Origin of the sequence: Reichenbachiella sp. (assembly GCF_039969095.1) — a bacterium.
In the GTDB taxonomy this organism is placed as follows: domain Bacteria; phylum Bacteroidota; class Bacteroidia; order Cytophagales; family Cyclobacteriaceae; genus Reichenbachiella.
In genome coordinates, this window is the sequence record NZ_JBDVOL010000013.1 from 356827 (window position 1) to 379336 (window position 22510).

Annotated in this window: 25 protein-coding genes; 17 read left to right on the forward strand and 8 right to left on the reverse strand. The window is 37.2% G+C overall.

From position 1 onward, the window contains the following. Positions 1–218 precede the first annotated feature (218 nt). Positions 219–749, reverse strand: coding sequence for a DUF2911 domain-containing protein (locus ABJH98_RS14015; protein WP_348308319.1), 531 nt, complete (start codon positions 747–749; stop codon positions 219–221). A 183-nt stretch (positions 750–932) separates the two neighbouring features. Here ABJH98_RS14015 and ABJH98_RS14020 point away from each other — a divergent pair, with 183 nt between their 5' ends. The 3 genes from ABJH98_RS14020 to ABJH98_RS14030 are packed head-to-tail and all read left to right on the forward strand — an operon-like array spanning position 933 to position 3812. Continuing rightward, entirely contained in the window at positions 933–1586 is a 654-nt protein-coding gene (locus ABJH98_RS14020; RefSeq protein WP_348308320.1) for a DUF4290 domain-containing protein, read from the forward strand. Next, positions 1587–2891, forward strand: coding sequence for a UDP-N-acetylglucosamine 1-carboxyvinyltransferase (gene murA, locus ABJH98_RS14025; protein ID WP_348308321.1), 1305 nt, complete (start codon positions 1587–1589; stop codon positions 2889–2891). Positions 2892–2918: 27 nt separating this feature from the next. After that, complete coding sequence (locus tag ABJH98_RS14030) at positions 2919–3812, forward strand: SdiA-regulated domain-containing protein (RefSeq protein WP_348308322.1); 894 nt, start codon at positions 2919–2921, stop codon at positions 3810–3812. Here the strand turns inward: ABJH98_RS14030 and ABJH98_RS14035 are convergent. Next, the gene (locus ABJH98_RS14035; protein ID WP_348308323.1) at positions 3799–4665 is read right to left on the reverse strand and encodes a glycosyltransferase family 2 protein; all 867 of its coding nucleotides are present in this window, start codon (positions 4663–4665) and stop codon (positions 3799–3801) included. The genes ABJH98_RS14030 and ABJH98_RS14035 overlap by 14 nt on opposite strands. A gap of 59 nt (positions 4666–4724) precedes the next feature. Between ABJH98_RS14035 and ABJH98_RS14040 the strand changes: the two genes are divergently transcribed. The 5 genes from ABJH98_RS14040 (at position 4725) to ABJH98_RS14060 (ending at position 10900) form a co-directional block, all read left to right on the forward strand. Continuing rightward, positions 4725–5873, forward strand: a complete 1149-nt coding sequence (locus ABJH98_RS14040) for an SAM-dependent methyltransferase (protein ID WP_348308324.1) — start codon at positions 4725–4727, stop codon at positions 5871–5873. A gap of 92 nt (positions 5874–5965) precedes the next feature. After that, on the forward strand, positions 5966–6133 hold the full coding sequence (locus tag ABJH98_RS14045) for a hypothetical protein (protein WP_348308325.1): 168 nt from the start codon (positions 5966–5968) through the stop codon (positions 6131–6133). Between the two features lie 86 nt (positions 6134–6219). Then, positions 6220–8292, forward strand: coding sequence for a sensor histidine kinase (locus ABJH98_RS14050; protein WP_348308326.1), 2073 nt, complete (start codon positions 6220–6222; stop codon positions 8290–8292). Between the two features lie 110 nt (positions 8293–8402). After that, a complete protein-coding gene (locus tag ABJH98_RS14055) occupies positions 8403–10247 on the forward strand; it encodes a histidine kinase (RefSeq protein WP_348308327.1) in 1845 nt (614 codons plus the stop codon). Then, positions 10247–10900: a response regulator transcription factor gene (locus tag ABJH98_RS14060; RefSeq protein ID WP_348308328.1), complete on the forward strand. Its 654-nt coding sequence runs from the start codon at positions 10247–10249 to the stop codon at positions 10898–10900. The genes ABJH98_RS14055 and ABJH98_RS14060 overlap by 1 nt, the downstream gene beginning before the upstream one ends. On the opposite strand, the gene ABJH98_RS14065 is transcribed toward ABJH98_RS14060, so the two are convergent. After that, complete coding sequence (locus ABJH98_RS14065; protein ID WP_348308329.1) at positions 10897–11457, reverse strand: DinB family protein; 561 nt, start codon at positions 11455–11457, stop codon at positions 10897–10899. The genes ABJH98_RS14060 and ABJH98_RS14065 overlap by 4 nt on opposite strands. 74 nt (positions 11458–11531) lie before the next feature. After that, complete coding sequence (locus ABJH98_RS14070; protein WP_348308330.1) at positions 11532–12116, reverse strand: Crp/Fnr family transcriptional regulator; 585 nt, start codon at positions 12114–12116, stop codon at positions 11532–11534. A 136-nt stretch (positions 12117–12252) separates the two neighbouring features. Here ABJH98_RS14070 and ABJH98_RS14075 point away from each other — a divergent pair, with 136 nt between their 5' ends. The 3 genes from ABJH98_RS14075 to ABJH98_RS14085 all read left to right on the forward strand — a co-directional run bounded on the left by ABJH98_RS14075 (position 12253) and on the right by ABJH98_RS14085 (position 15015). Further along, positions 12253–12465 (forward strand): LuxR C-terminal-related transcriptional regulator, encoded by a 213-nt coding sequence (locus ABJH98_RS14075; RefSeq protein ID WP_348308331.1) that lies wholly within the window; start codon positions 12253–12255, stop codon positions 12463–12465. A gap of 347 nt (positions 12466–12812) precedes the next feature. Further along, a complete protein-coding gene (locus ABJH98_RS14080; RefSeq protein WP_348308332.1) occupies positions 12813–14489 on the forward strand; it encodes an amino acid carrier protein in 1677 nt (558 codons plus the stop codon). A gap of 61 nt (positions 14490–14550) precedes the next feature. Then, entirely contained in the window at positions 14551–15015 is a 465-nt protein-coding gene (locus ABJH98_RS14085; protein WP_348308333.1) for an OsmC family protein, read from the forward strand. Between the two features lie 13 nt (positions 15016–15028). Here the strand turns inward: ABJH98_RS14085 and ABJH98_RS14090 are convergent, their stop codons facing one another. Further along, on the reverse strand, positions 15029–15487 hold the full coding sequence (locus tag ABJH98_RS14090) for a hypothetical protein (protein WP_348308334.1): 459 nt from the start codon (positions 15485–15487) through the stop codon (positions 15029–15031). A gap of 216 nt (positions 15488–15703) precedes the next feature. Further along, positions 15704–16219 carry a DUF4251 domain-containing protein gene (locus tag ABJH98_RS14095; protein WP_348308335.1) on the reverse strand — a complete coding sequence of 172 codons (516 nt, stop codon included), beginning with the start codon at positions 16217–16219 and terminating at the stop codon, positions 15704–15706. A gap of 106 nt (positions 16220–16325) precedes the next feature. On the opposite strand from ABJH98_RS14095, the gene ABJH98_RS14100 reads away from it, so the two are divergent. Further along, positions 16326–16811 (forward strand): hypothetical protein, encoded by a 486-nt coding sequence (locus ABJH98_RS14100; RefSeq protein WP_348308336.1) that lies wholly within the window; start codon positions 16326–16328, stop codon positions 16809–16811. Here ABJH98_RS14100 and sulP read toward each other — a convergent pair whose 3' ends face one another. Both sulP and ABJH98_RS14110 read right to left on the reverse strand, forming a co-directional pair. Next, positions 16812–18515, reverse strand: a complete 1704-nt coding sequence (gene sulP / locus ABJH98_RS14105; RefSeq protein WP_348308337.1) for a sulfate permease — start codon at positions 18513–18515, stop codon at positions 16812–16814. It lies immediately after the preceding gene. Between the two features lie 68 nt (positions 18516–18583). Beyond that, positions 18584–19204, reverse strand: coding sequence for a Crp/Fnr family transcriptional regulator (locus ABJH98_RS14110; protein WP_348308338.1), 621 nt, complete (start codon positions 19202–19204; stop codon positions 18584–18586). A gap of 111 nt (positions 19205–19315) precedes the next feature. Between ABJH98_RS14110 and ABJH98_RS14115 the strand changes: the two genes are divergently transcribed. The 5 genes from ABJH98_RS14115 (at position 19316) to accB (ending at position 22485) form a co-directional block, all read left to right on the forward strand. Further along, positions 19316–19861 carry a DUF177 domain-containing protein gene (locus ABJH98_RS14115; protein WP_348308339.1) on the forward strand — a complete coding sequence of 182 codons (546 nt, stop codon included), beginning with the start codon at positions 19316–19318 and terminating at the stop codon, positions 19859–19861. 12 nt (positions 19862–19873) lie between these two features. Next, positions 19874–20065 carry a 50S ribosomal protein L32 gene (gene rpmF / locus ABJH98_RS14120; protein WP_084371710.1) on the forward strand — a complete coding sequence of 64 codons (192 nt, stop codon included), beginning with the start codon at positions 19874–19876 and terminating at the stop codon, positions 20063–20065. Between the two features lie 194 nt (positions 20066–20259). After that, positions 20260–21258 carry a beta-ketoacyl-ACP synthase III gene (locus ABJH98_RS14125; protein ID WP_348308340.1) on the forward strand — a complete coding sequence of 333 codons (999 nt, stop codon included), beginning with the start codon at positions 20260–20262 and terminating at the stop codon, positions 21256–21258. A 23-nt stretch (positions 21259–21281) separates the two neighbouring features. Beyond that, on the forward strand, positions 21282–21848 hold the full coding sequence (gene efp / locus ABJH98_RS14130) for an elongation factor P (RefSeq protein ID WP_348308341.1): 567 nt from the start codon (positions 21282–21284) through the stop codon (positions 21846–21848). A gap of 166 nt (positions 21849–22014) precedes the next feature. Next, positions 22015–22485, forward strand: coding sequence for an acetyl-CoA carboxylase biotin carboxyl carrier protein (gene accB / locus ABJH98_RS14135; RefSeq protein WP_348308342.1), 471 nt, complete (start codon positions 22015–22017; stop codon positions 22483–22485). Positions 22486–22510: the final 25 nt, after the last annotated feature.

Below are 22510 nucleotides of genomic sequence, written 5' to 3' on the forward strand. Positions count from 1 at the left end.
AGAAATCTGGCCTGTCCAAATTTTTATTAGGCAGCAAGCTAAACAAATGAAATGGCTTCACATAAAAAAACAGGCACCATATAACTGGCACCTGTTTTTCATTTTTAACTGTTTTTGACCATTGGGGTGCAGAAGCGTCTCTTCTGACCTCATTGTATTATGAGTACATGTATAAGATGTAGGCAAGGGTCAAAAAGTTGCACCTCGATCAAATATTTTTAAATTTTTATAGGAACCACTACTTTGGTAAAGTCCCAAATCATGGCAATCTCTGCTCCATTTCCATTTTCGACGATTTGAATTAAAAACTGCTCTGCGCAGGAATCCGACTGCATGACAGGTACAGTAATATTGGCTATATCCAGCGCAAAATCTGGTTCCCACAATCCCCATTTTTCCGTCTCTGAATTGAGGACCACTTGCCATTGCTTTTCGCCCGGGATCGTGTATAACCTATAGCTTCCCGCCTCAACTGTTTGGTTTCCAAATGTAAATTCATCAGAAAACGTAATGATCGTAGGCTCATTAGCACCAGTTCGCCAGTAGGTATCATAAGGAAGTAGTTCTCCAAATATTTCCCTCCCTTTTTTGTACGGTCTGCAGTACTTGACTTTGATCTGATAGTCTGATGTAATTAGTTCTGTAGTAGCAGCTGGGCTATGATTTCTTGTGGTAGCAATTTGAAAGATTACGATTGTTGCAAAAAGAATTACAGCTCCCCCAACAACCCAGAGTATATTTTTAATCATTTAAGTTTTTGCGATATAGATAGGGTTAGAACTCAAAAACATTTCTTTGAGTTACAGCATCCGCTATTTATTTCTCTCATTTGCTGATATCGGCCACTAAATCAGTTAAAATTATATTCTGTGCTATATTATATTAATTAATGGGTTAATTTTGAACCTTGCACAAAGAGCAAATCACATCTCATGATAAAATACAATACAGTTAGAGAGGACGTTACTTTAAAAGAATACGGTAGAAACGTACAAGACTTAGTCGCTCATCTAAATACAATCGAAGACAAAGAGGAAAGATCAAAAAAAGCAGCAACAATGGTGGAGTTGATGAAACAAATCAACCCAGCCATGCAAAATACTCCTGAAGTTGAGCAAAAGCTGTGGGATGATCTTCACATCATATCAAATTTCACCATAGATATTGATGGACCATTTCCGACTCCTAGTAAGGAAATCTTAGAGAAAAAACCTGAAAAATTAGGCTACTCTAATAATGAAATTACTTTCAGACATTTCGGTAAAAACATTGAACTCTTAGTCGATAAAGCCATTACGTTGGAAGATGCGGAAGAACAGGAAGCTGCTATCATCCACATTGGGAAATTGATGAAGACTTTCATTTATTCTTACAATAGAGACAGTATTGAAGATGACGTGGTGTATAAAAATATCCGTAAGCTGTCCAAAAATCAGTTGGATATCGACATGGAAAAAGTAAAAGCTGGAAATCTATTTGAGCCGATACGAAAAGAAAGACGTAACGATCGAGACAACAATGATCGAAACGATCGAAATAGAAACAACAGAAACAAAAGAAATTCCAATCACAAAAGAAGAAGATAAATGGCTTCATTCCGGGTCGTTGGAGGTCAATCTCTAAATGGCGAAATCATTCCTCAGGGCGCCAAAAACGAATCGCTTCAAATTTTATCCGCGGTATTACTAACTAAAGAGCTAGTAACCATACATAAGGTTCCTAATATTAGGGATGTCAACAAGCTGATAGAATTGCTTCAGGAAATGGGCGTAAAGGTCCAAAAACTGGGAGAAGAATCATATTCATTTCAAGCTGACGATGTCGATATTCATTTTCTGGAAACAGAACAATATCGTAAAATGGCCAGTTCCTTAAGAGGGTCGATTATGATTCTGGGACCAATGCTTGCCCGATTCAAAAAAGGTAAAATTCCTCAGCCTGGAGGTGATAAAATTGGGAGAAGAAGACTTGACACCCATTTTGACGGATTCCAAAAGCTCGGAGCCAAATTTAAATACGAAAAGAAAACCGGTTATTACAATATTGATGCCTCACACCTTGAAGGCACATACATGCTACTTGACGAAGCATCTGTAACGGGTACAGCCAACATTGTGATGGCAGCTTCATTAGCAAAAGGTAAAACCACCATTTACAATGCAGCCTGCGAGCCTTATCTTCAGCAGCTGTGTAAGATGATCAATCGAATGGGTGGAAATATCAGTGGTGTAGGATCCAACCTATTGACCATTGAAGGTGTTGAGGAATTGGGAGGAACTGAGCACACCATGCTTCCAGATATGATTGAAATTGGGAGTTTTATCGGTCTTGCAGCAATGACTCAATCTGATCTGACTATCAAAAATGCAGGAATAGAGCATTTGGGAATTATTCCAGACATATTCAAAAGGCTTGGGATAAAGATGGATTTCAAAGGAGATGATATTCATATTCCTGCTCAAGAACATTATGAGATTGAAACATTTATAGATGGTTCGATCATGACGATTGCTGATGCAATTTGGCCTGGATTTACTCCTGATTTGTTGAGCATTGCATTAGTCACAGCCACACAAGCCAAGGGCACAGTCCTCATTCATCAAAAAATGTTTGAAAGTAGACTGTTTTTTGTAGATAAACTGATTGATATGGGGGCACAAATCATACTATGTGATCCACATAGGGCGACCGTGATCGGACTAAACAAATCTGCGCCATTACGAGGAATTCAGATGACTTCTCCCGATATTAGAGCTGGTGTTTCTTTGCTCATTGCTGCAATGTCGGCGGAAGGCGAAAGTTTGATCCACAATGTAGAACAAATAGACAGAGGCTACCAAAATATTGATCAGAGACTCAATGCTATTGGAGCTATGATAGAAAGGGTTTAATAAAATTAAATCTTCAGTAGCAAAAAAATGAAAACATTAACCTTAGGCCTAGTTCTTCTACTAAGCTATCGATGGGCATTTAATCCGAAAGAGGAAAACTCCTATTCTGAGCTCAAATTGATTTCTGTCCATCAAATGATAAAGTCAGATACGCTCAATTTTGACTTTAGTGGAATCACCAAAAAAAATGACACCATTTTTATAGTGGCTGATAAGCCATGGAACACCTATTTGTATGTCCCCATCTTTAGTGACAATAGCTGGACCGCCAATGAAGTTAGATCCATTACCACTCCAGAAAGATTAGACTTGGAAGCCATAGATCATTGCGATGGCTCTATGTACTTAGCTAATGAATACACAGGCACAATTAATGTTTTGAAACCCAATTCTAATACGCTTGAAATAATACCTATAAATTTTGAAGATTTTAAGCTATATCCTGAAACATGGAAAAATGCTGGTTGGGAAGGATTAGCTATTGATTGTGATCAACAGATTATGTATCTGGTCAAAGAACGTCAACCTAGGAATATCATTGCAGTTGATATGAACAATTGGAAAATTGTTGATCAATTTGATATTCCACAAACCGAAAGCAATGATTTTTCTGACGCAAAGTTTGAAAATGGGCATCTATATATGCTAGAACGGAATGGGAATTATGTAACAAAGGTAAACACCACTACAAAACAGGTGGTTCAGAAATTCCATTACAAACATGTAGCCAGCCATGCCAATGGCAAGCTATACGAACCAGAAAAGTATGGAATGGCAGAAGCCTTACTCCTCCACGAAAATGAAATTTGGATTGGGCTTGACAATAATGGACTTGATGCAAGTGATCACGCCAAGAGCACGTATCAAATGAAAGGAAACGCACCAGTGATATTGAAATTTTCGCGACCTAAAGACTTTTGAAATAGAATCGAACATGTTTAATCAAGAGGTTTGGTCTCGTCAATGACTTAATAAACCACTTGATGACTGACCACCTTCTTTGCGAAAAGCTCAAATAAGACAATTTTATATATACCAAGTTTTTTGTCTGGTTACTTAGTTTAAGGTTTCTCAACAAATAATTATAGAACCTTATTTTAGATTCAACTGGTTCTTTAGAAGAAGCACTTGATGGATTTAAGTTATAAACTACTCCTACAAAATCTAGCTTCTTGAAGATCAAACCTTTCTCCGCCAATTTCATCCAAAATACCATGTCCTCCCCATAGTTGAGTTGCTCGACAAACTTGACGTCGATTATAGATTTTTTTCTAAACAAGAATGTGTGAATTTGAGGAGCATATAAAAAAATATGTTCGGCAGGAGAATTTTCCATATCATACAAATCAAGCTCATCCTGCTGCTGTGCATTATATCTTTTTAATTTGTTTTTTGTTATCTGCGAACCTTTTACAGCTGATCGGCAACTAACAATATCTGCATTTGCTCTTTCTATAGCAGCTATTGATCGTTCTAACATGCCAGCTAACAAAACATCATCATCGTCGAGAAACACAACAAACTCACCCTTTGCTTCCTTCAGTCCTAAATTTCTGCATGAAGAAACACCATGGTTTTCTTGCCTACTAAAAAGCGTTATTTCCTTAGACAAGAGCGCTACTTCTTCTATGGCTGGAATATGACTTTCGTTACTGGCGTCATCTATGATAATAACCTCCACATCAACAACACCTTGATCCAACACAGATTGAACAGCAACTTGTAGAGATTCTGGGCGATTGTATGTTGGAATAATGACGGATACTTTTATCATATCATGCGATTGTACGCCCAAAAAAAGTCAAAAAATAGAGAACCTGTTACTTTTGCCAAATGAAAAGCATTGAGGAGTTTGTCGAAAAAGTAAGTGAGGTCATTAAAGCAAGCGAATTTAGTAAGCTAACGCTAAGCAAACCCAGATATAAATCAAATGGTCTTCAAAATATTTTCATCAGGCTGGTTGAAATGAAGGAAAATGAAAAACTCTCATTTAACTTCCGACACAAGACCAAAGACCTCACAAAAAATTTTGACCTAAATGATGGTCTGGCCGAATTAGAATCACAGCTTTCTGACAAATTCAAACATGCAACATTGCTCACGACAGAAGCAACCTATCAACTGATGCTGAATAAAAAGGGTAAAGCTACAATCACGGAATCCAAGACTTCCCAAGCCAGCGTATCAAATTCACATGATAAGAAAAAAATCAAGCGCGCCCCTCTAGATGCACCTTATTTATCCGAGTTGGGCATTACTACCCATTCGGGTGAACTTATTCCTAAGATGGCCGACAAATACCGCCAGATCAACAAATATCTGGAAATCATGGATCATCAGATTGAAACAAATGTCAAAAAAAAGGTACTCAGTTTAGTAGACATGGGGTCGGGCAAGGGATATCTCACTTTTGCGCTTTATGACTTTCTTCAACGTGAAAAAGGACTTGACGTAACAATCACTGGTATTGAACTGCGTCAGGAACTGGTTGATTTTTGTAATGATAAAGCAAAAAAATGCGGTTTTGAGCAACTGCAGTTCATCAATCAGAGAATTGAAGACTACAACAACGAAAGCATAGATGTATTAATCGCATTACATGCTTGTGATACTGCTACTGATGATGCTCTTGCCAAGGCAATTGCCGCTAACTCCGATTTGATCGTATGTGCACCATGCTGTCACAAACAAGTCCGCCAGCAGGTCAAAGGCAAAACTCAAGAAAGTCCATTGCTGCAATATGGTATTTTTCAGGAACGGCATTTTGAAATGGTGACAGATACTATAAGAGCCCTCATTCTAGAGCAACATGGCTACCAGTCCAAAGTGTTTGAATTTGTCTCCAATGAACATACTCGAAAAAACATCATGCTCATAGGGGCAAAATCTAAGCATGCGGATGCCCAGCAGGCAAAAGAAAAGATAGATGCGCTGAAAAAAGTAAATCACATTGACTTCCAATACTTAGAGCGATTGGTTTAAGGTTGATCCAACCATTTTTAGAAAAAATTTGCATTCTAATTTTTAGAATGCAGTTTCTGTATTAAATTTCATATCTACTTAAACTTAAGAAAATGAAAAAAATTCTCAGCTCGCTTTTATTTGTATCCTTATTTAGTTCTTGCACTGATACTTTGGATGAAATTGAATTAAAACAAACAGAAGAAATACAGACTGAAAAATCCTCTCCAGACAGTTCTACGAATACAATAGTTGATGACCTCAATGGTTTGATTAGATAAGCTGAGTAAGCTTGAAATTCAATTTTCCTATTTCAAAACTTATTTTCTGAATATGATTAGCTAATTTTTACAAAAAGCTAATCACCATGCCTTATTTAAATATCAAAACTGTTTTGAGTTTAATAATTACCTCAACAGTAGTCACATCTTATGCTCAACAAACAAATATTGATCACAAAATTGATAGTCTGAATCAAGTGCTCAAGACTGCACAAGGTCATGATCAAATTGATCCTCTCATTGAACTAGGAACTGAACTGACTCAAATCAATCTGGATTCAGCTCATAATACGTTTAAGCTTGCCATCCGTTTATCTAAGCAGTTTGATGACAAGAAGAAAGAAGCGCTGTCCAAAATCAAACTTGCCTCCACATTTAACTACAAAAGCCAGTATGACTCTGCTCATTTCTATTTTACAGAAGCAGAAATTGATGGGGGTGAATTTCAAGATTATGAAATTCTAAGTTCGATTTTTATGAATCGTGGAATTACTTATTTCTATCAAAGTGAGTATAGTAAAGCCCGTGAACAATTTACTAAAAGCCTCGATATGGCGCTTTCTGAGAAGAATGCAAAAGACATGGCAAGGTGCTACAACAACATCGGGTTAACATTCCAGTATCAGGGCAATTTTCAAAATGCATTTGAGTATCTGCTTAAATCAACTGTAATAGAAGATAGTTTGGGCAATGAACTTGCAGTGGCTAAATCTTATAATAATATGGCGATGCTATTATCAGATTTGAATAATTATGATGAGGCTAATGATTATTATCAAAAATCACTTCGAATCAAACTCAAACATGGAGATCAGCGTGGTGCTGTTGGCACCTATATCAATTTGGCCGTGTTGTATAAAAACCTCAACCAATATGACAAAGCCATGGAAGCATACATGGAAGCATTACAGCTGGCAGAAGCCACCAATTACACCAACGGAATGATAGATATTTTATCAAACCTTGCGGTACTTCACAATCACCTTCTACAACATGATAAAGCCATTCAGTATTTAGAACAAGCACTAGTTTTGATCAAGAATAATGGCAAAAACAATAGAAGTATAATGATTAAAGTGAATCTATGTGATTCGTATAGATTAGCAGGTCGTTTGATGGAAGCAAAAAAAATGGCGCCGGGACTGATCAATGAAATTGAGGTTTTAGGGAATACTCGCCAAATGCATCAAGCATATCTGGTATTCAGTCAACTATACGAAAATCTCAACTTACATAGCAAATCCCTTACTTATTATAAAATTCACAAATCGTTAGGAGATTCTATTTTTAATCAAGAGAAAAATAAGTCAATTCTAGAATTAAAAACACAATATGAAACAGAGAAAAAAGAGCAAGAAATAGAGCTCTTATCAATAGAAAATCAGCTCCAAGTATCAGAAATTCAAATAGCGAATAATCGATTAATGGCCGCAATAGGTACAACAGGGTTATTATTACTGACCATTTTTCTTCTATTCAATCGATATAAGCACAAGCAACGGGCTCTACTAGCAGAAGAAAAAGCTATCAACCAAAAACTAGGATTTAAATCCCTGATTGAAGGCGAAGAAAAAGAACGAAAAAGAATTGCCCAAGAGCTACACGATGGCTTGGGCCAATTGCTGTCGACCGCTCGACTAAATATCTCTGCTTTGGAAGATATGGTAAAGTCTGAAGTAGACAAACAATGGCAAAACTCTTTAAAATTAATTGACGATGCTGTAACTGAAGTCAGACACATTTCGCACAATATGATGCCCAATGCACTCATTTCTATAGGTTTTGAAGCTGCATTGAAAGAGCAAATCCACATTATTAATGATGCGGGTCAGGTGAAAATCCATAGTGAATTGCCTAGTGAAAAAATCAACTTAGAAGAAAATGAAGCCATCGCGCTATACCGAGTCATCCAGGAAGTGTTGAACAACGCATTGAAATATGCCAAGGCACAGCATATTTGGTTGACTATTACTGATCACAATGGTATTCAAGTGTTAATAAAAGACGATGGGCAAGGGTTTGATATCAACCAAATAAAATCGTCTAGTGGCATTGGGTGGAGAAATATAGCATCAAGAATTGAGCTGCTTAACGGAGAATTTAAAATTCAAAGTGACATTGGAGAAGGCTGCGAAGTCAATATTAAATTAGCTGTATAAAAAAGAAAATCCTATCGACTTTCAATACTTGGAACGATTGGTTTAATTTAGTATGCATCTATTCGACCAGCGAATTCCAGCTTTTATCAACTTGAAAAGGAAATAAAGTTATGTTCGCCGTATTCCTATCAAAGGTTTTTGGATCTGATTCATCCAAAGCCTTTATCGTATCCATTTTACTAACATTTGGAGCAATCGAAGCTTTTTGTGAATCTAAGGATTCTTTATTCCAACATGCAAGAAGTCTAAATGATGAGGCATTTGTAGGCTACGTGATCGACAACTATTACGAGATTTACAGTCTAAATTTCGATAGTGCCATCTTGATGACGAAAGAAGCAAAAAATATCGCCGAGTCGAATGGATGGACAAAAAAAGCTGCGTATGCAAGCCTTTATCATGGAGTGGCGACATACCTACGAGGGGATTTCGAGCAATCTCTACCCAGCTATTTATATGCGCTTTCTATTTTTGACTCACTCCAAGATCACCGTGGCATTGGGCGAACCAGCATCGAGTTGGCAGGTTTTTATCATAGACATGGTCAGTACGAAATAGCAAATGAAACCGCAGATAAGGCCTATCAAGCAGCTCAAATTGCCAATGACACTAAAACGCAAGGAACTTACTATGGCTTCAAAATGACTTTTTTAATGAAACAGGACAAATACGACGAAGCTCACCCCTACATGCTCAAGGCTTTTGAAATTCGAAAACAAGATCAAGACAGTATAGGATTAGGTTATGCATATTTGGATTTTGCAGAATATGAGTTGAGAAAAGGCAATTTAGTCGGTGCTAAAAAATTTGTTGATCAATCCACAGAGATTCGAAAACTCATTGGTGATGACCAAGGTGTAGCAATCAACACGGTGATTACAGGAGAAAATTATTTCCATGTAGGTCAGTACAAAAAAGCCATACCATATTTTGAAGAATCCATAGCACTTGCTACGCCTATAGGATACACAGATTTGATACGTTTTGGATACGATATGTTGCAACAGTCCTATGTAAAGCTGGGAGACTATAAAAATGCCTATAAACATCTCCAGCAAGCACAAATGTTTAATGACAGTATTTTTAATTTAGAAAAAAGCAAGGCAATTCTTACTCTTCAAACGCAATACGAAACAGAAAAAAAAGAAAAGGAAATTGAATTATTATCTATAGAGAATGAACTCAGTGCATCTGAAATAAAGAATGCCAACAACAGATTTTATGCCTCAATCGGCGGAATTGGTCTATTTATTTTGATTGGTTTTTTATCCTTCAATCGATATAAACAAAAACAACGTACTCTGCTAGCAGAAGAAAAAGCAATCAATCAAAAACTTGGGTTTAAGTCTCTAATCGAAGGAGAGGAAAAAGAACGAAAACGGATTGCCCAAGAACTGCACGACGGCTTGGGCCAATTGCTGTCGACTGCTCGACTAAATATCTCTGCTTTGGAAGATATGGTGAAATCTGAGGTGGACAAACAATGGCAAAACTCTTTAAAGCTAATAGATGATGCTGTCACTGAGGTCAGGCACATTTCGCACAATATGATGCCCAATGCACTCATCTCTATCGGCTTCGAAGCAGCCATTAAGGAACAGGTTCACATCATCAATGATGCGGGAGATGTAAAAGTACATATTGACCTTCCTTCCGATCGAATTGACCTACCAGAAAGTGAGGCCATTGCTTTGTATCGTGTTATTCAAGAAGTCTTAAACAATGCACTGAAGTATGCAGAAGCTAAAAATATCTGGTTGAAAGTAGTCAAGCAAGAACCGCTGAGTATAATCATAAAAGACGATGGGAAAGGATTTGATCCTCATATGATTACCACATCTAGCGGGATTGGGTGGCTAAACATCCAATCTAGGATGGAAATCCTCAATGGCGAAGTACACATAGATTCTAGCCCAGGAAATGGTTCCGAAATTTCACTAAAACTAGCCGTCTGATGGATAAAGAATCTTATAACATGCTAATCGTAGATGACCATCAAATGTTCATAGATGGCATTCAATCTTTATTGATCGGTCAAAATAAATATCAAATTAAGCATCAAGCCAACGATGGACAAACAGCATTAGACCTTTTGGCCAATCATGAAGTGGACATACTTATTTCAGACTTGAGTATGCCTGGAATGTCAGGCACTGAATTGGTAAAAACGGTAAAGGAAAAATATCACGATATAAAAGTGATAGTGCTATCCATGCACAACAATAGAGAAACAGTAGGTGAAATATTAATGTCCGAAGCAGAAGGATATATCCTAAAAAACACCGGAAAAAAAGAACTGCTTAATGCATTAGACCGCATCACTGATGGCAGTACTTTCTACAGCAAAGAGGTCATGTCTCTCATGCTCGAAAAAATAGAAAAACAAAAACAAATTACTGACGAAACCGAATGCCTAACCGAAAGAGAACTAGAAATCTTACAATTGATCGTACAAGAATTTTCGAGTGAAGAAATAGCTGATCAGTTGTTTATAAGTAAGCGCACCGTGGACACACATCGCAAGCACATTCTGAAAAAAACCAAATCAAAAACGATCGTTGGTCTAATCAAATTTGCCTTTAGAAATGAATTAGTTCAATCCGTTTAGGAGGTCAATTCCAATTTTTTAAGCACACGCTGAGCCTGAATAATATGTCGTTGATTGTGTCCAATCAAAAACCTAAAAGCATCTCCAAGCTTAAAAGTTACAATAGGCCCAATCGCAGATGTGATTTTAAGTTTATTCAAATCCAACGACTTACTCTTCTCTAGCGCACCTATCAAGTGATCCTGATCTTCCAAAAATTTTGAAAGGGTATCATATTGCACGTTCACCTCAGGGCGGAATTTTTTCAACGTTTTCATAGGAGACGGAATCGTACCGTCTTCTTTAGGTTTGATACTCATTACAAAATAATTTCCCATCCAGCCTGGCTTGAAGTCCTGATTATTCGATACTGGAGCAGTATTCAGTTTTTTGTCGAATTGGGCAATGTAGTGTGCATCTGCAATGTTGAGATGTTCTATGCATTCCAACACACTCCACTGCTCAGGACTAGGTTTGAAATTCAATTCCTCCTGATCCAAAGAAGCAAATCGTGTGGCCTCCTCTTTTACCTCTTGGGTATCTTCAATAAGTGAATCAATTAATTCTATTTTGTCCATTTTGAGTTTTTTTTGTAAAGGTAATCGGTGGATTTGGATCAAAAATTGATCTAGATCAAGAAAAATTTCAGCACTTATTCTTTTTCTAAACGTTGTTTCCTCATCCGACTAAAAGTCTCAGGCGTCATTCCAACATAAGATGCCAGATGTTTTTGTGATACCAATTGGAAGATGTGCGGGCTTTGTTCGAATAGACGATCAAATCGCTCTTCGGCTGAAAAACTACGCACCTCCACTTGTCGTCTGGCCATTCCAATCAGCGCCCGAGCGTTAAACAACCTTCCCCAGCGTTCTACAGATTTGTAACGATCAAACATCGCCATAAGATCCGTATATCCTATTCTTAGTAATGCGGCAGGAGTAGTGGCTTGAATACTCCAATCGGCTGCTTGTTGCTCAAGAAACGAGTCATAAGCTCCAGTAAAATCACCCTTGTATGTAAATCCAACACTTATATCTGCTCCATTATTTAACAAAAATGCTCTGAGCACCCCATCATGAACAAAGTAAAAATATTTTTCTACTTGGCCTGTCTGAATGATATAATTCCCCCTGCTCACGTTCCAAGGTTTCCATCTAGAAGAAAAATCCAACCATTCCTCGCCTGTCATCTCTGACAGTTCATTTACTTTTTGTTTTAAATGAAGTAGTGCTTCCATAAGATTATCGTAAAACTAAAACGATTTCAAAATATGACAGTTGGAAATTCAAATTTCATCCAAATATCCCTACCAATACGGATTGTATGGAGATTAATAACAAGCAATATTTGATTGTCAGTCACAACAATGCCCAATGAAATTATCTGAAAGAGAAAAAGAAGTTTTAGCATTGATAGTCAATGAATGTTCTTCGCAGGAAATTGCTGAAAAATTGGAAATCAGTGTTCGAACCGTTGATACACATCGAAAGCACATTGGGAAGAAATTAAAAACCAAATCATTAATTGGTCTTACCAAATATGCCATACAAGAAGGCATGATTGATGGTTTTCGCTATTCTAAGTAGAAATGGCCTCAATATACCTACTATTAGGTATTACATTAATCTTAGTAAATGGCTAATCTTACTTAAGTATAAATTAATGAAGCATGAAAATCTTAAAGCTAGTATTTTCAATACTTATGTATTTGCTCACCATTACTTTATTTGTTTGATTGAAATGAACCCTTGGTGAGCGTTAAGTGATTTTATAGCTCTTAAGTTACAGGTGGAGCTAGTGAGAACCTCCCGACCAAACGGTCTGGAGGTATTTTTTTGCCAGTCATATAATATAGTCCCTTCCAGTTTTATTCCTTGTCAGTTTTTATATTTTTGTCGGTCACAACTAACTAAAAATTAATTAACCCCGGCTTATGCAGCAACTCAACGAATTTTTACTCCTCATTGACAGTTTTATTGGAAGTGCCATTTGGTTTCCATATGCGCTGCTCGGAACCGGGCTGTTTTTTACCATCTACCTCAAATTTCCTCAGATTAGGTATTTCGGCTTTGCTATTAAGGTAGTCAAAGGCAAATTCGATAAATCAGATGATGAAGGCGATACCTCCCACTTTCAAGCACTAGCAACAGCGCTATCTGGTACAGTAGGTACTGGAAACATTGCTGGAGTAGCGCTGGCCATACATATTGGAGGGCCAGCCGCTCTGTTTTGGATGCTTGTTACTGCGGCATTGGGTATGTGTACCAAATTCGTTGAAGTTACACTTTCGCATAAATACAGAGAGAAAACTGCTGATGGAACGATGGCAGGAGGCCCTATGTATTTCATGAAAAATAAGATGAATATGAAATGGTTGGCCGCGGCATTCGCTATTGCCACTGTTTTATCTTCATTTGGCACAGGGAGTTTACCACAGGTTAATAGTATTGCTAATTCGCTAAATGCCACATTCGACATTGACCATATTGTTACAGGTGGAGTATTAGCGTTTTTATTAGCCATTGTTATCATTGGAGGAATTAAAAGAATTGCCGCAGTTACTGAAAAACTTGTCCCTGGCATGGCTCTTATCTACTTTATTGGAGCATTTGCAGTTATCCTCTTTAATATTGAAAATATCGGATCTTCGTTCGTTTCAATTTTTGCCGATTTGTTTTCAGGCTCAGCTGCATCAGGTGGTTTTATTGGCGCATCCATAGCCTTCGCATTCAATCGAGGTGTAAATAGAGGGTTATTCTCTAACGAGGCTGGTCAAGGTAGCGCTCCTATCGCCCATGCATCTGCAAAAGGTCACGAACCTGTTTCAGAAGGCATGGTTGCCATTTTAGAACCTTTCATTGATACCATTATCATTTGTTCCATTACAGGCCTTGTATTGCTCTCTTCCGGAGTTTGGAATGAAAAACACGTCAATGATTTTCAGGTTTCCGATATGAGTATTCTAGTCGGTTCAGAATTTACTGATCAAACAGATGAAGGGGTAGAAAGCTTATATGGCCATATCTCAGGTGAGACTTTGCTTCCTGAATTTTCAGGAAACCTGGAAGTTAACAATGGAATCATAGAAAATGATATCACTATCATTCATGCAAGGTCTTTGGCTGAAGAAGTTAAAATCTTTAAAGATGGCCAACTTTTTACGGGTAAGGTCAATATTCTGAATGGAAAGCCAAGTGACCTCAATGTAACCTTTACTGGAAAGTCGTTAGTTCATAGCGCCCCGCTTACAACAATTGCATTTACTAGAGGTTTCTTTGGGGATTGGGGACAATATATTGTATCCATAGGACTCTTACTATTTGCTTTTAGCACAGCGATCTCATGGTCCTATTACGGAGATCGAGCGATGACCTTTTTATGGGGAAGTGGTTCTGTAAAGTACTATAGAATAGTATATGTAGTCGCCTTTTTCTTTGCGGCATTCACAGATACTACGATCATTTGGACGCTTTCAGCTATTACGATAGCTGTAATGACACTCCCCAATTTATTTGGGCTGATATACTTAAGAAAAGATATGAAGTCTACTCTCGAGGAATTCTGGGTCAATTTCAAAGAAGAATTTCCAGACGAAAAAACACCCGAATAAAATATCACTACAAGCCCTATAATTTCATAGGGCTTTTTTTAGGGCTAGACAATTCAAATCAATGGCTAAAATACATTCCTATCAAAGTTCACTGATCTGGACAGGAAACCGTGGAGAAGGAACTAAAAATTATAAATCTTATGATCGATCCTACAACATTCGGGTAGAAGGCAAACCAGTGATAGCAGGTTCTTCTGACCCAGCATTCATGGGAAATCCGAGCAGATACAATCCAGAAGAATTGTTTTTATTCTCTTTAAGTAGCTGTCACATGCTTTGGTATTTACATCTATGTTCAGAGGAAGGAATTATTGTCATAGACTATCGAGATGAGGCCATTGGAGAAATGGAAGAATACAAAGATGGTAGTGGAGCTTTTATCGAAGTAATTTTAAAGCCAGAAGTTACTATCTCAGACCCTCAAAAAAAAGAATTGGCCTTGCAGTTACACCACAAGGCCAATCAAATGTGCTTCATTGCAAATTCTTGCAAGTGTGCCGTCAAACACGAAGCATTAATCCACTAAATTCCAAAATCAGCTATCTCTTTGCAGTGCTTCTGTCCCAATGGAAAGTATGTACTTCCACTGGCTCACTGTCATATATATCGTCAAATATTTCTTCTACGACCACAAAACTGGCCTTCTTGTATTCATTCTCATATCCCAACATGAAAAACTCCCATACCTCACCGTCTAATTCAATATCTAGTTCATAGACAGACAAAATATCAAGTCCCTGTCCAAATTTTTCAATAAACACTTTTGCTGTTTCCTCATCAACTGGCTCTGCGGTACTATGCCACAATTCTCCTGATTTTACAAAAGCCTTTACATCAAGGGTTCCTCCATATTTATGATGATGAGGATGCTGATGTACAACAAAATGATCAAAATCCTCAAGCACAGGTACACTTTCGAATTTGCCAGAATAAAATTGACCCTTGGTATTCAAAACAAGCACTAAGCTTAATATCAAAAAGGTGATTAAGGTTTTCATATACTGAAATTCAAAAGTGTCCTAAAGCATTTCTCATAATACCAATCTGGCTACCTATACAAATCAGTAAATTTTTTCTTACTTCAGGTGAATGGAATCGATGAATGAGGATTTATATTCGATAGATTTTAGATACGCATTAGAATAATCCAATTACATATATCCCTATGTCCTAAATTTGATTTTCGATCAAAAAATAATACCGCAAGTTTTAAATTAGTTGAACGGGGAGATTTCCCCAGTATAAGAAATCTGATTTCTCTGAGAGCTTCTAATAGAAAGTGAAGCACTCTTATTAAAATGAATAGTGAAGATGCAACTTAGTATTTCTCCTCCCCGAGAAGACTTGACATTAAATTTATAGATAATCCTAAATTTCTTGTCGTTGTACTTTACGTCCTCTTCATGAGGCGATTCATTCTCAATACTTATTCCTGCATCTCCGTCCATTGTAGCCACTTGCACAACTCCGAAATAGGGTAAATTTGCATTGATTTTATTTTCCTTTTTTGAAAATGAATTAGGGTTTGAAATTAAATTCACTCTACGGCCTTTTTGAGTATCTGCCCATTCTGCCACAAACTGGAATTCTCCATTCTCAAAAAACTCTTTCACCTCTGCAAAAGATTTTGCCTTTTGTTCCTTTTTTGACTTCTTTTTTTCAGCTCGAGATTGTCCGACCGCACTCCCGAAGAAAACCAGAGTAATAAAAAAAAGTAAGATATACTTCATTAGAAAATCACTTTATAATAAAAAACTGTTCTAATATTTAAAATCATTATCAAGTTTCCAACCATTAGATCAACAAATGTGTCTTAGTAAAAATAAGATACAAATCATGAAATCCTTAGCTGCATTTTTTTTAATCGTAATCTTTATAACATCTTGTAATGATCAGTCTGCTATTCCAATTGAAGATGCATTAACCAAAGCAGATGCCGAATATATTATTTTCGGACATTTCTATGGTTTTTGTTTAGGTGAAGAATGTATTGAAATATTCAAACTCACTCCAAATGCTATATTTGAAGACGCAAATGACTTATACCCTAGCAGTCAAAGCGTTTATGAAAGTGAATTCATCAAACTTGATCAATCCATATTTGAGCGATTGAAAGAATCGAAAATTGAAATTCCTTCCGAATTACTCAATGAAAAAGCAACTATAATAGGAGCTCCAGATGCTGCAGATGGAGGCGGAATCTATTTGGAGCTTCCGAATGGAGATTTTTGGTTGCTTGATATGAATCAAGAATATCTACCAGAGTACCTTCATTCGCTTCGAGATGAAATTAGATCTGCCATCTCTTTGATCAATGAATGATTATTTATTCAAATTGGTTTGATAGGTCAACTTGGTTTCATCAGCACCTTCGTTGATGGCATCGGAAATACAGTCATGAACAAAAGCTAACCCAATCTTTTCAATCAATCTGGAATTAAACAATTTATCACGCACTGGGCCAATAATATTTACCATATGAAACTCTATGTTTTTCTGGTTCAAATAATCTATGATATCTTCCAAACCATCCATTCCACTAGAGTCCATATCGATCATGCTTTGTGCATCTAAAACAAATTTCCTCATAGCTGGTTTTTTCTTTACCAGATCTTCTACCTTGGATTTTAACGATCTAACATTCGCAAAAAATAATCGAGCATCAAATCGTAAAATACTTACGAATTCATCATCAACTGCAGAATCGAAGCGCTCCAGATTTCTAAAATAGGATGTGCCTACCACTCTACCTAAAACTGCCATGTGTGGCGTAGAGGTTTTGTAAATAAGAACTAATAATGACAATACAATACCTAAACCAATACCATATTCAATTCCAAAAACCAATGTGCCCAATATGGATGAAACAAACATGAAGAAATCATGTCTATCATTTCTCCATAATTTATATGCAAGCTTTGTATCAATCAATCCTAATATGGCAACGAAAATAATTGCACCCAATATCGCATTTGGTAAGTATTGAAAAACAGGCATTAAAAAAAACAAAGTAAGTATCACAACTAAAATAGAAATCAATGCTGCAACTCCAGTTTGAGCACCTGAAGACTCATTTACTGCGGATCGGCTGAATCCAGCAGTCGCTGGAAATGATTTGAAAAAAGAGCCAACCATATTGCCCAATCCAATACTAACTAACTCCCTATTGGGATCTATTTCATATTCTGATTTGTGTTTGTCTTGAAGCCGTTGACCTATAGAATAAATTTCTACAAAACCCATAAGTGCCAGTGTAAATGCAATCGATGCAGCCGGTTTCCAAGGCAAACCCTCCCATGCAGGCAATGAAAAAGCTGGAAATCCTGTAGGCATTATTCCGACAACTTCAATTCCTAGTTGACTAAAATCTAAGAAGTAAGAAGACAAAATGCCCAGGACAACAACCAATAAACTAGTAGGAAATTTTGGGCGAATTTTTTTACCAACAACTAACAATATCACTGCACTAACCGAAAGTGAAAACGTTGCCATATGTACTTCGCCAATATGAGAGATATAGAATAGCAATTCGGTAAAAATATTAGTGTATTGATCAGGGTTGATTTGCAATAAGTATTTCAATTGCTTGATTGAAATCAAAACTGCCGCTGCAAAAGTAAATCCTAGTATAACTGGCTTTGATAAAAAATTGGCCAAAAAGCCTAGCCGCAACACGCCAAAGGAAAACTGTAAGAGTCCGACCATGAAACTAATTGCAATTACCCACCCTATATATTGATCGGTCCCAACGACAGCTATAGTACTCACTCCTGCAAACAAGATCAGGGAGTCCATGGCTACTGGGCCAACAGACACGTGCCGAGAGGTTCCAAAAAAAGTATATAAAAGCGAAGGAAAAATAGCGGTATACAATCCATACACAGGCGGTAACCCAGCGATCATGGCATAGGCCATTCCCTGCGGAATCAACATGACGCCTACTACTAAACCAGCTGATATGTCAAGCCTAAATTTTGCCTTGTTATAATTATTGAGTGATTTAAGAAATGGAAATATGTTACTCATCTATGCGTTCTAATACTATCTGCAAATGTAATGGATTCGTTTAGCGTAATTTGTAACTATTGTTACGCTTATAAAATCTCGATTTTATTCCGATGCAACTCGATTTTATCTTCCAATTCAAGTTTTTTGAGTAAGCGTGATATAACCACTCTAGAAGTATTTAAATCCTTTGCTATTTGCTGATGGGTTTTATTAATAGCAAAATCCCCAGCACTTTGTTTACAATCCAACAAATAATTCATCAACCGTTCATCCAACTTCATAAATGCAAGTGAATCCACAGCTTGAAGCATTTCTTCGAATCGTTCATTGTAAGAACCAAACACAAACTGCCTCCATGTAGCATATTTCATCCATCCATCCATATATTCAAGTGGAACCATAATCACCTCCGTATCCTCCTCTGCAATGGCCTTAATTTCACTCTTTTTATGACTCATGCAACAGGTCAGACTCATCGCGCAGGTATCACCTCCTCCAAGAAAGTATAAAAAAAGTTCATTTCCATTTGGATCTTCCCTTATGATCTTTATTGATCCAGATAATAATAATGGAATACTTTTCACATTGGATCCAAAATCAATCAACACTTTACCTGCCTTAAATTTTTTTATTTGTCCTAATGAATTGATTTCAGCTAGGAGATCTGGTTCAAACCGTTGTGTAAATTGATTAAGATCCTTATGCATAGTCTCTGGCATTTCTCAGTACTTATTATTTCCTTTCAAATTTCTAGATAAGATTTTAATTATTAACAATATATATCTAAATTTGCGCACTCATTTCCTATATAAGGAAAAATGAAAGGAAACAGACTATATAAAATTGATATCTATGGGCTCAAATTAGGGGTTCATGAATTTGATTTTGAGTTTGACAAGAAGCTCTTTGAAAATATTGAAGAAAGTGTAATTGAGTCCGGTCATGGAAAGTGTACCGTGATTTTAGAAAAAAAAGAAACACTAATTTCAATAGATTTTAAAATTGAAGGAGTGATTGAATTGATTTGCGACAGAAGTCTCAAGTCATTTGATTATCCCCTCAATATTGAAGAAAACTTGATCGTCAAGTACGGTGAGGAATTCGACGACAGCAGAGATGATCTTTTGATCATACCAAGCACACAAGAGAGTATCAACGTAGAATCAAATATTTACGAATACTTGACAGTAGCTGTTCCGATGAAAAAGATCCACCCCGACTTTCAAGATGAAGAGGAGGACGAAGAGGAAGAAGTAACGTTGGTCTACACATCTGAAGATGAAAACACCGACGAAAAAGATGATACGGACGCGATAGACCCAAGATGGGCTGCGCTGAAAAATATTAAGGATTTAAAGAATTAAAATAAAAGAAAGATGGCACATCCAAAGCGTAAAACCTCGAAGCAGAGAAGAGACAAGAGAAGAACGCACTACAAAGCAGAAGCTAAAAACTATGTAGTTTGCGCTACAACTGGTGAAGCACATTTACCACACAGAGCTTACTGGCACGAAGGCAAATTGTACTACAAAGGCAAGGTAGTGATAGAAAAAGAAGTATTAGCTTAATATTTCTTTTGAACTTTTATAAAAAATATGAAGTCTGCTTTTCAAGCAGACTTTCTGTGTTTTATATCAGTTATGCACGCATACTATTTTGATAGTCGATTCTGGCTACCAAAAGTCAATTAATTCATTAAATTGCCAACGTTTTTGGCTATTTGCCAAATAGACTGACCAGTTCAAAAGAATAAACATTTCAAATGACTAAAATAAGAGCAGCAATTACAGGTGTTCATGGTTACGTTCCTGATTACGTACTTACGAATAAGGAATTGGAAACCATCGTTGATACAAACGACGAATGGATAACCACTCGAACAGGCATCAAGGAGAGACGCATATTGAAAGGAGAAGGACAAGGAACTTCTGTAATGGGTGTCAAAGCATCTAAAGCTCTTCTGGAAAAGACCAACACGAAGCCTGAAGATATTGATCTTATCATTTGTGCTACTGTAACACCTGATATGCCCTTTCCAGCTACGGCAAACATCATAGCTGATGAACTTGGCGCCATCAATTCATTCAGTTACGACATCTCAGCGGCTTGCTCTGGTTTTCTTTACGCTCTTACAACAGGGTCGCAATTCATTGAAACAGGCAAGTACAAGAAAGTATTAATCATAGGAGCGGACAAAATGTCCTCCATAGTAAATTATAAAGATCGAGCTACTTGTATAATTTTTGGTGACGGTGGTGGAGCAGTTTTACTAGAGCCCACTACTGAGGATGTAGGTTTAATGGATTCTATCCTAAGATCCGACGGTTCAGGCGCTCAGTACCTACAAATGCCAGGAGGTGGTAGCCGTATGCCTGCTACTGTGGAAAGCGTTCAAGCAGATAAGCATTTCGCTGTACAAGAAGGTTCTGCCGTTTTTAAATTTGCCGTTACAAACATGGCGGATATTGCAGCTGAAATCATGGAAAAAAATAATTTAACAGGCGATGACATTGCCTGGTTGGTTCCGCATCAAGCGAACAAAAGAATTATTGATGCCACTGCCCGTCGAATGGAGGTAAATGAAGACAAGGTGATGCTCAATATTGAAAAATACGGCAACACGACCAGTGGAACACTTCCACTTTGTCTCTGGGACTACGAAAAACAATTAAAAAAAGGTGATAATGTAATCCTTGCTGCATTCGGTGGCGGATTCACCTGGGGATCCATTTATTTAAAGTGGGCATACGATTCTAAATAAGACAACATTTAAAAAGTAAGAAAATGGCTTCAACCGCTGACTTTAAAAATGGGATGTGCATTGAATACAACCACGGTTTGTATTTCATCATCGAATTTCAGCATGTAAAACCAGGCAAAGGCCCTGCCTTTGTCCGTACAAAATTAAAAAACGTCAAAACTGGTAAAGTTATTGACAATACATTCACCTCCGGGCACAAAGTGAATACTGCTCGAATCGAAAGAAGAAATTATCAATTTCTTTATAAAGACGATTTGGGATACAACTTCATGGATAATGACACCTACGAGCAAGTCAATATTGAGGAAGCTCTTATAGATGCCCCTCAATTCTTGAAAGATGGCGAACAGGTAGAAATCATCTTTCATGCTGAAGAAGAGCAAATCCTTGGTTGTGAATTACCAAATCATGTGATCATGGAAATCACATACACAGAACCAGGCTTGAAAGGAGACACTGCTACCAATGCCTCTAAACCGGCAACTACTGAAACGGGGGCCTCTATTCAGGTTCCTCTTTTTGTAAACCAGGGAGACATCATAAAAGTAGAAAGTAAAACAGGAAATTATGTAGAAAGAGTAAAGAAGTAATTCTTACTCTTTTTTTATGAGCGTCACCCAATTTTTAAATCAAGTGATTCTCTTTAATTTTAACTATAGAAATAATTTGGAACAAGTAAGTTCCATAAACATCACTAACTAATTGATAGAGTTTGAACTTTGTTTGAACTGACATAAACGAATAAACACTTAGCAGATGAAGGTAAAAGAAATCAAAGAATTGATAGACTTCTTGTCAAGTTCAGGGCTGGAAGAAGTAAAGATAGAAACGGAAGAATTCAAAGTTAATATCAAGAGAAGCAATGATACTCAGATAGTAGAAAGAGCTGCTGCTCCTGCACCAGTTGCCGCTCCGGTAGCTGCCGCACCAGCACCAGCCGCTGCTGCTCCTACCGCTCCTGCTGCAGACAGTGCTCCTGCAGGCAATCATGTTGAAATCAAATCACCTATGATTGGTACTTTCTACAGATCTGCAAATCCTGAATCTCCAGCATTTGTAAACGTAGGTGACAAAGTATCTGCTGGCTCTACGGTATGTATCGTTGAGGCAATGAAGCTTTTTAATGAGATCGAATCTGAAGTATCAGGAACAATTGTAAAAGTTCTAGTAGACGATTCTCAACCAGTAGAATACGATCAGCCATTATTTTTGGTTGACCCGTCATAATTGATTTGTAGAAATTAAAGACTGA